The following is a 7,150-nucleotide window of genomic DNA, read 5'->3' on the forward strand; positions in this document are numbered from 1 at the left end:
GGCCCCGCCGCCGGGCACCTATTCATCGGCCGGCCCCGCGCGCGGGGCCCCCCCCGGGGTGCGCCGCGCCCCCGGCCGCCCGCCCCCCCCCGCCGACCAATCGGCCCGCCACCGGTCGGCCCGCCGGGCAACCCGCGGCAGGCGACATCCGACCGGCCCGCCGCACGGCAACCCGCGGCAGGCCCTCGCCGGGGAGAAGTGGTTCGAGAGGACGGTGGCCGGTGTGCCAGGATCCGCGGATGGAGATGTCCACCGTGACGCGGGCGACGGCGGCCGCGACGGCGGTCGCCGCGTCGCTCGGCCTGCCGGTCGGCGGCGCGGAGGTGCTCCACAACTCGAACAAGCTGGCACTGCGGCTGACGCCGTGCGACGTCTTCGCCCGGGTCGCCCCGGTGGGGCAGGAGGTCGCGCGGTTCGAGGTCGAGCTGGCCCGGCGGCTCGCCGAGGTCGGAGGCCCGGTGTGCCCCTTGGAGCCCCGCGTGGACCCGCGCGTGCACACGCGCGACGGCTTCGCCGTGACGCTGTGGACCTACTGCGAGCCCGTGGCGCACGTCCCGCCGCAGGACTTCGCGAAGGCGCTGGAACTGCTGCACGCCGGCATGCGCGAGGTCGACCTGCCGAGTCCGCGGTTCACGGACCGGATCACGCAGGCGGAGGACGTCGTCGCCGACCCGGATCGCTCGCCGGGGCTCGCCGACGCGGACCGCGCCTTCCTCGGCGGCAGGCTCGCGGCACTGCGCCGCGCGATCGAGGAACGCGGTGCCCCGGAGCAGCTGCTCCACGGCGAGCCGCACCCGGGCAACGTGCTCGGCACCGAGCGCGGTCCGGTGTTCATCGACTTCGAGACGTGCTGCCGCGGCCCCGTCGAGTTCGACCTCGCCCACGTGCCCGAGGCGGTCTGCGACCACTACCCGGGCCTCGACCGGGGGCTGCTGGACGAGTGCCGGCAGCTCGTCCTCGCGATGGTCGCGGCGTGGCGTTGGGAGCGGGGCGACGAGTTCCCGAACGGGAGGCTGTTCGGCGAGGGACTGCTGCGCGCGCTGCGCGACGGTCCGCCCTGGCCGACGCTCGACGTGCTGCACGGGCGGTTGGCCGACCGGTAGGACCGCGCCGGGCCGGCCGTGGGACCGTCGTGGCCGAGCCGCGGGTCAGGGTGCGACCGGGCCCGGCCTGTGGTGCAGGGACGAGCCGACCCAGTCGACCGCGTCGCCCGTCGGGCGGGTTGGCGGGGCGGGGCGGAAGTTGGCCGCGTCGTCGACGCTCCCGGTGCCGTCGTAGCGAGCCGTCAGCGGGTACGGGAACACCGGCCGGGTGCGCACCACGCGCCCGGCGGCGTCCCGGCCGGCGGCGGTGATGCGGTCGGGGGCGGTCCCGTGCTCGACCCACGCCAGCAGCGCGGGCACCGGGTCGAACCCGGTCAGCCCGGCGCCGCCGCCGCAGTGCCGGAGGCCGGGCACCATGAACACCCGCGCCCAGCGCCGCACGTCCCCGCCGTCGTGGCGCGCCAGCCGTTCGTAGTAGTCGAGCAGGCCGCGCGGCGGGACGGCCTGGTCGCTCCAGCCGTGCCAGAGGATCAACCGGCCGCCCGCGCGGCGGAACTCGCTCAGGTCCAGGCTCATCGCGTTGCCGCGGGAGCCCTCGACGGCCAGCCGGGCGAACTCGCGGGTGGTGAACTCGACCTCGGCCAACGACGAGTGCGGCGTGCCCGTCGGGTAGCCCATGTGCCGGAGGTAGTTGTCCGCCAGCACGGCGGCCGTCGAGGTGTCGCCGAACCCGGGGACGGGGACGACCCAGCCGGCCCAGGCCGCTTCCGAGCCGCGTTCCTGACCGGCCGGGTAGAGCCTGGCGCCGTGCGCGTCGGTGGGTCCGGCGTACAGCCGGCGGACCACGTCGACCTGGGCCGGGGTGAGGCACGTCGGCCGGTCGACGCCGGGCGGGCACCGCAGCGCGGCCGGGTCGTGGTCGCACCGGCGCGGGTCGTCGATCTGGCCGTCCACCAGGCCGTCGAGGTGGTCGCAGTGCCTCATCACCGCGTCGTGCAGCGCGGGCAGCCGGTCGGCGGTGAGCACCGGGCGGCCGTCCGCGCCGGTGTTGGCCCGGACCAGCCACGCCTGGTAGAGCAGCAGCGCGGACATGTAGTTGACGGGCGCGCCGGCGACGATCCCGTCGAAGTCGTGCGGGTAGCGCTGGGCCAGCAGCAGCCCTTCCCGCCCGCCGTTGGAGCACCCGCCGAAGTACGAGAACGACGGCGGATCGCCGTAGAACTCCTCGATGAGCCGCTTGGCGGCCATCGACACCACGTGCGGCGCGCGGAACGCCAGGTCGTCGCGGGCGGCCCGGTCGTCGGCGGCCCAGGCGCCGTCCAGGGAGGGCACCGGGGCGTCGCTCACGTGCCCGTCGTCGGTGGTGGCGACCGCGAGGCCGCCGACGTCCGCGCCGCAGTCGGGGAACGCCGGCGCCGCGAGCGAACCGCAGAACCCGCCGCACCCGTACTGGAGGTAACGGCCGGTGTAGGTGGTGGTGGGCAGCTTCAGGTGGAATCGCACCCGCGGCTCGACGTACCCCAGCACCGCGCAGTGCGCGGCCTCCGCGCCCGCCCGCACCGGCTCGGCGCTCGTCACGTGCACGCGGGTCCCCGGGATCGCGAAGTCGTGGACCAGGTCCGCGCACTCGGCCACCGGCTCGATCGTGCCGGCCCGGGCGGCCGACGCGGTGGCCCCGGGAACGAGCAGCGCGGCCAGCAGGCCGACGACGACGGGCAAGCGGGCCACGCGCACCTCATCCCCTTGGCCGGCAACCGGTCCGACCGTAGCCCCCGCCCGCCGGTGGCCGACAGGGGTTCCGGGCCCGAACGCTCGGATCACCGCAGCGAGGTCCCCGTCGCGGACGCCGTCGGACCACCCAAGAGGTGGATACCCCGGCTCCCCGGGTGATCACGCCGACCCGGCGGTCACTCGGCGGGAGGCGGCGGCGCCCCGTCCGGCCGGGACGACTGCCCGAGGTGCGGACCGATCTCCATGTTGAGGTAGTCGACCGCCGCGAAGAACTCGTCCTCGGCCAGCACGACGTCGTAGTTCGGCCGGTACGCCTTGACGTCGAACTTCCGGTTGCGGGCCAGTTTGACCGGTGTCGGGTGCACGCGGGACCCGACGAGGGAGATGGTCGCGCCCACGTCCGGCAGGTTCGGCACGTGCACCGGGTGCGCCTCGAACCGCACGACCTCGCCCCAGGGCACCACCACGGCGCGCTTGATCGTGTCGCAGATCCTGACGCCGCGCGAGTTGACGTAGATGCCCGTCCGCGCGATGCGCCACCAGACGACCCCCGAGACGGTGAAGATCGAGGCCAGGAACACCGTGCCCCACGTACCCCGGCCCCATGCCGTCACGACCAGCGCGACCACCAGGAAGAGACCGCTGAGGACCGCGGTCAGCCGGGCCTGGGGCCTTCCCCCACGCGGTACCACCATGCGCCATGCCGTCATTGGGCCATTATCGACCGGTATGCCCCGGGATGGGTGGCCGCCGAGCGCGAGGCGAGGGGGACGCGTCCTGACAGCGGGATGCGCGCATCACGTCTTCGTGGCGATGACCCAGCGGTTCGCGGCCAGCGCGTCGTGCGGTTCCGGGAGTGGTCCGCGCCCGTGCCGGCGGGTGAACTCGAACGGTGTGTGGACGTGCGTGGTCCAGCCGCGGGAGGCGAGGGTGGCGGCCGAGTCCGGTCGCGGCTCGGCGTCGAACAGGGCCAGCAGGTCGATGCCGATCTGGTCCTTGGTCGAGGTGTAGACGGGGCTGTCGCGCGCCGAGGCGTTCTCCGGGAGCGGCTTGACCTCGTAGGCCAGGGTGCTGCCGGGCGCGGACAGCCGGTCCACGGTGTCGATCAACCGGCGTTCGGCGGCGCTGGGCAGGTACAGCAGCACGCCCTCGGCCACCCAGGTGGTCGGTTCGTCGGGCCGGAACCCCGGCAGCAGGTGCGCCCAGTCGTCGCGGAGGTCGGCGGCGACGGGGTGGCGGGTGGCGCGCGGCCGTGCGCCGAGGCCGTCCAGGACCTGTTGCTTGAAGGCGAGCACCGCGGGCCGGTCGACCTCGTACACGACGGAGTCGGGCGGCCAGGCCAGCCGGAACGCCCGGGTGTCCAGGCCGGCTCCCAGCAGCACGGCCTGCCGGTTGCCCGCCGCGAGCACGACGTCGTCCAGCATCCTGGTGCGCAGCCCGAAGTAGCGGGCCAGCCTGCCCCACAGGGGGTTCGCGTCGCCGGCCGGGACGTCCTCCGGGCGCACGGGCCAGTCCGCGGACGCGGGCGCGGACCGCACGAAGTGCTCGGCGTAGTCGTCGCGGGCCAGGCAGTCCGCGCGGTGGGTCTCGATCGCGCGGGCGGCCGCGACCATGAGCGCGGTCAGCGCGACGCCGTCACCGAGCACCGTTCATCCTCTCGTCCGACGGGACCGCACCACGTGTCCGGGCGGTCGTGGGTGGTCGTGCGGGCCCCGTACAGCTCGGCCATGAACCGCACGGTGTCCTCGTCGCGCTGGAGCAGGCTGGTGGTGCAGTCGACCAGGAGCGTGATGTGCCAGCCCTTCTGGAAGGCGGTGCGGGCGGTGGAGTCCACGCACACGTCCGCGTACACCCCGGCGAGCACCAGGTGCCCGATACCCTGCCGCCGCAGGTGTTCCTCGAAACCGGCGGCCAGGAACGCGTCGAAGCACGCCCGCTTGGTGACCACGAACTCGCCCGGCGCCGGTGCGACCTTGTGGAACCGCGCGCCCCAGCTCCCCTCGACGCAGGTCGCCGCCCGGCCCTTGCGCTCGTTGCGCCGGCGCCAGCTCGGGCCCTGGTACGCCTCGTCGCCGACGAAGCGGACGAACACCACCTCGACGCCGCGGTCGCGCGCCAGGTCGACCGCGCGCGCGGCGTTGGTGGTGACCTCGTCCAGGCGCGCCGGGTCCTTGCGGTACCTGGCCGTCGCGGCCGGTCCGGTGCAGAAGTCGTTCTGCAGGTCCACGACGATCAGAGCCGTCCGGGTCACGTGCCGACCTCCAGCCTCGTCGGCCGCCCGCCGCGCGGTCGGGGCAGCTCCGCGAGCACCGCGTCGACCACGGCGGTGGTCGAGTGCCGCCCGCCGAGGTCGGGGGTGCGGACGCCGCGGGCGGTCAGGGCGGCGAGCGCGCGTTCCACCGCCCCGATCGCGCCCGGGCCGCCGCAGTGCCGCTCCACGACGGCCGCCGCGGCCCGCACGGTGGCCACCGGGTTGACGGTGTCGCGGCCGGCCAGGTCGTCGGCGGAGCCGTGCACGGTCTGGTACTCCACCAGCCCGGCCAGGTCCGGGTGCAGGTAGGCGTTCTCGGTGCAGCGGTTCTCCTGCTTGCCGACGCCGTAGCGGTCCAGCAGGACGACGTGCATGATGTCGCCCCACTCGTTGCCCGCCACCACGACCGTGCGCCGCGGCAGCCCGTGCTGGATCAGGTTCCGGTTCACCGTGTCGGGTTGGCTCAGCTCGATCCGCACCCGGTGGCGGTCGGCCGCGGCGCGCACCCAGTCGTCCAGCGCGCCGTCGAGCAGGTGGTGCTTGTAGGCCATGACGATCCGGTCGGGGCCGCCGTCCGGCCACTGCCGCCGCGCGCGGGCCAGGGCGTGGGCGATGACGTCGTCGGTGACCTCACGGCTGAACCGGGTGGTGCGGGTCAGCACGCCGGGCGCGTGCCGGTTCTCCCCCGTGTAGAAGCCCTGGGCCTGGTCCCGGACCAGCAGCAGCGCCGCGTCGGGCGCCGACCCGGGCGCCGCGATCACGTCGACCTTCACCGCGCGCAGGCGCTCCCTCACCAGGTAGAGCGACTGGGCGTTGACCGCCGTGCGGAACACCGCCGTGGCGCCCTGCCGGGCCAGCGACCGGCAGAACCGCTCGTAGTGCCCGGCGTCGTCGTCGGTGAGCCGGCGCAGGTCCTCGATCCCCCCGGCTTCGGCGCGCAGCGAGTGGTAGGAGTGGTAGATCCGGGACGAGCGGGTGATGACCGGCTCGACGCCGTGCAGCCGGGCGAGCCGGTCCACCACCCGTTCGAAGACGGCCGCGAGTTCCGGGCCCGTGCCCCGGCCCACGGCGAGTCCGACGTGCGCCGTCATCCGGCACTCGGCACCAGGTGGTCGCCCGGGATGCCGGCCGCGTCCGGTCGGTAGAAGTCCTTGATGCTGTCCGCCCAGTCCGACGCGGGGATCCGGTCGTCCGGGTCGGGCCCCAGGGCGTCGAAGAGCGTGTCGATGTTCCGCCGCCCGAAGCCGATGGCGGACATCAGCGCGGTGAAGATCCGCCGCTCGACCATCCCGTCGCCGTCCGGGTCGCCCAACCCGGCCAGCGAGCGGGCGAACTCGTCGATCGTGGCGTCGAACCGCTCGGGCGAGAGCACGACGTCTTCGAACTCCTCCCGGCTGACGCGGCCGTCGCGGTCGTCGTCCAGCTCCGCGGCCAGGGTCTCCCAGTAGCGGCGGAACGCCGCGGTCATCGCCCCCTTCGCCCCCGCGTCGGACAGCACCGCCGCCTCGGTCACCCGGGTGGCCATGACCTCGAAGTCCACCGCCTCGATCGCGCCCGAGCCGTCGGCGTCGAACAAGTCGAAGACGAGGTCCACCCGGCTCAACGCCGCTTGAGCGTGGTTCACGTTTCCATCTCCCGTCGAGAAGTCGCGGCGGGACGCCGGCCGGAGTGCGCCGCCGTCCCGCCGCCGTGTCCGGTGCCAGGCCCCATGATGTCGAAGGCGGAACCCGTCCGGTCAAAAGATCGACCTGTTCACCGGAAGGTGTGAATCAGCCGTGTCGTTGGCCGCATGGCGCGCAGCGCACGTCGGCGGCGACGTCGAACCACGGCGCGGACCCGCCCTCCCCCGCACCCGACCGGAGTTGGCGGGAACCGCCATTCCGGGGACCCGGCCCGCCAGCGCCGTCGGACCGGACACCCGGCGCGGAATGCCGCGCAACGCCGAAGGGGCCGGAGGGCGTGTCGCCACATCACCGGGCCACACGGTCCGCGGCGACCGGTTCGGCCGGTGAAGCTCCTCGCGGGGGGGGGGGGGCCCGCCGGCCGCGGGCCAGCGCGAGCCGCGGGGCCGGGGGCGGAGAGGGTTAGTGTGTGTATGGGGGAAAGCGCCCCCCCCCGCGCGCCG

At 74.9% G+C, this 7,150-nt stretch carries 7 protein-coding genes; 1 reads left to right on the top strand and 6 read right to left on the bottom strand.

What is annotated here, in order from left to right; genetic code table 11:
- Positions 1–239: 239 nt before the first annotated feature.
- The gene (locus ACFXGA_RS38875; protein ID WP_378097783.1) at positions 240–1,103 is read left to right on the top strand and encodes a phosphotransferase enzyme family protein; all 864 of its coding nucleotides are present in this window, start codon (positions 240–242) and stop codon (positions 1,101–1,103) included.
- A 45-nt stretch (positions 1,104–1,148) separates the two neighbouring features.
- On the opposite strand, the gene ACFXGA_RS38880 is transcribed toward ACFXGA_RS38875, so the two are convergent.
- The 6 genes from ACFXGA_RS38880 to ACFXGA_RS38905 all read right to left on the bottom strand — a co-directional run bounded on the left by ACFXGA_RS38880 (position 1,149) and on the right by ACFXGA_RS38905 (position 6,649).
- Complete coding sequence (locus tag ACFXGA_RS38880) at positions 1,149–2,771, bottom strand: tannase/feruloyl esterase family alpha/beta hydrolase (protein WP_378097786.1); 1,623 nt, start codon at positions 2,769–2,771, stop codon at positions 1,149–1,151.
- A 179-nt stretch (positions 2,772–2,950) separates the two neighbouring features.
- Positions 2,951–3,484: a hypothetical protein gene (locus ACFXGA_RS38885; RefSeq protein WP_378097789.1), complete on the bottom strand. Its 534-nt coding sequence runs from the start codon at positions 3,482–3,484 to the stop codon at positions 2,951–2,953.
- Positions 3,485–3,571: 87 nt separating this feature from the next.
- Complete coding sequence (locus ACFXGA_RS38890) at positions 3,572–4,420, bottom strand: SAM-dependent methyltransferase (RefSeq protein WP_378097791.1); 849 nt, start codon at positions 4,418–4,420, stop codon at positions 3,572–3,574.
- Entirely contained in the window at positions 4,396–5,025 is a 630-nt protein-coding gene (locus ACFXGA_RS38895; RefSeq protein WP_378097794.1) for a cysteine hydrolase family protein, read from the bottom strand. The genes ACFXGA_RS38890 and ACFXGA_RS38895 overlap by 25 nt, the downstream gene beginning before the upstream one ends.
- Positions 5,022–6,116, bottom strand: coding sequence for an isocitrate/isopropylmalate family dehydrogenase (locus ACFXGA_RS38900; RefSeq protein WP_378097797.1), 1,095 nt, complete (start codon positions 6,114–6,116; stop codon positions 5,022–5,024). Before ACFXGA_RS38900 ends, ACFXGA_RS38895 begins: the two co-directional genes overlap by 4 nt.
- Positions 6,113–6,649: an EF-hand domain-containing protein gene (locus ACFXGA_RS38905; RefSeq protein ID WP_378097799.1), complete on the bottom strand. Its 537-nt coding sequence runs from the start codon at positions 6,647–6,649 to the stop codon at positions 6,113–6,115. The genes ACFXGA_RS38900 and ACFXGA_RS38905 overlap by 4 nt, the downstream gene beginning before the upstream one ends.
- Positions 6,650–7,150: the final 501 nt, after the last annotated feature.

The sequence above is a fragment of the Actinosynnema sp. NPDC059335 genome, from assembly GCF_042752395.1.
Lineage (GTDB): Bacteria > Actinomycetota > Actinomycetes > Mycobacteriales > Pseudonocardiaceae > Actinosynnema.